This is a genomic window from Streptomyces sp. NPDC102451, from assembly GCF_044765485.1.
Classification (GTDB): Bacteria; Actinomycetota; Actinomycetes; order Streptomycetales; family Streptomycetaceae; genus Streptomyces.
The window spans coordinates 1-1484 of sequence record NZ_JBIWKD010000055.1 but is presented as its reverse complement, the minus strand read 5'-3'; the positions used below and the strand labels follow the sequence as shown (position 1 = coordinate 1484).

The window sequence follows — 1484 nt, the reverse complement described above, 5'->3', positions numbered from 1 at the left end:
CCCTCTCTATCAGCCTTGGGTGAGACATCCCGTCTTGTCGGGTTAGCCTGAGAGGGCACGGTAGGAGAAGCACCCCTTATGACCAGCATCGAACCGACTGGGTCCGACCCGGCACCGAGGCCGAAGCGCCGCACTTTCACCTCGGAGTACAAGCTGCGGATCGTCGCGGAGTACGACGCGGCGCCCAGGAACGAGAAGGGCGCGGTCCTGCGCCGGGAACGGCTCTACCACTCGCACGTCAAGGAGTGGCGGGCCGCCCGGGATGCCGGGGCCGTGGAGAAGCTGGTCGATCGCCGGACCAGCCCGGCCCGCGCGAAGAAGTCCGCCGCGGAGGTGGAGAACGAGAAACTGCGCCAGCAGGTGGCACGGCTGGAGAAGGACCTGGCCCGGAACAAGGCCGCGCTCGAGGTGATGGGAAAAGCTTCCGCGCTCTTGGAAATGATCTCCGAGAGCGCGGACTGAAGCCTGTCGCCGGCCCCGTCGTGGACGAGGCGTTCACCGGTGTCGAGGCCCAGCTGGGTGTCACGGCCGCGTGCCGGCTGACCGGCCGCTCCCGAGCCACCCACTACCGCCGGCTGAGGCCCTCACCAGAGCGAAAGCCCAGGAAACCGCAGGTCCAGCCCTCCGCCCTCACGCCCGAGGAGCGGGCGGCGGTTTTGGAGCTGATGAACAACGACGAGTACGCCGAGCTGCCGCCCGCGCAGATCTGGGCCCGCGAGCTGGATGCCGGGCGCTACCACTGCTCGGTGTCCACGATGTACCGGATCCTGCGCGAGAGGGGCCAGGTGGGCGAGCGGCGGCGGCAGGCCACCCACCCGGCGAAGATGGTGCCCGAGCTGGTCGCCACCGGCCCCTCGCAGGTGTTCACCTGGGACATCACCAAGGCGGCCGGGCCGGTCAAGGGCGTCTGGTACCACGCCTACGTCATCATCGACATCTTCAGCCGCTACATCGTCGGCCACACCGTCGAGGCGGCCGAATCCGCCACGCGGGCCGAGGAGTTGATCCGCGAGACCATCACCCGCAACGGCATCGTGCCCGAGACCGTGCACGCCGACCGTGGCACGTCGATGACCTCCAAGAGGGTCTCCCAGCTACTGATCGACCTGGGCGTCACGAGGTCGCACTCGCGGCCGAAGACCTCCAACGACAACCCCTACATCGAGGCCCACTTCAAGACCACCAAGTACATGTCCGACTACCCAGAACGGTTCGATTCGCTGACTCATGCCCGCGAGTGGTTCGAGGCGTTCATCGCGTACTACAACCACGAGCACCGGCACTCGGGCATCGGCTGGCACACGCCCGCCAGCGTGCACTTCGGCACCGCCGAGGAGGTCCGCGACCAGCGCGCGGTCACCCTCGCCGAGGCATACTCCCGCCACCCCGAACGCTTCGGCCGCCGCCCCCAACCGCCCCGGATACCCCAGCAGGCATGGATCAACGACCCGGCCAAGCGCGGCGAACCCGCACCACAAACCTCA

2 protein-coding genes are annotated in these 1484 nt (G+C 68.1%); both read left to right on the top strand.

What is annotated here, in order from left to right; translation table 11 throughout:
* Nucleotides 1–78: 78 nt before the first annotated feature.
* The gene (locus tag ACIRD8_RS37820) at nt 79–462 is read left to right on the top strand and encodes a hypothetical protein (protein WP_404002325.1); all 384 of its coding nucleotides are present in this window, start codon (nt 79–81) and stop codon (nt 460–462) included.
* A 20-nt stretch (nt 463–482) separates the two neighbouring features.
* On the top strand, nt 483–1484 hold a 1002-nt coding region (locus tag ACIRD8_RS37815), incomplete at its 3' end, for an IS3 family transposase (protein WP_404002323.1).

Coding starts and splice junctions, on each gene's coding strand:
- ACIRD8_RS37820 (WP_404002325.1), top strand. CDS start 79: ATGACCAGCATCGAACCGACTGGGTCCGACCCGGCACCGAGGCCGAAG.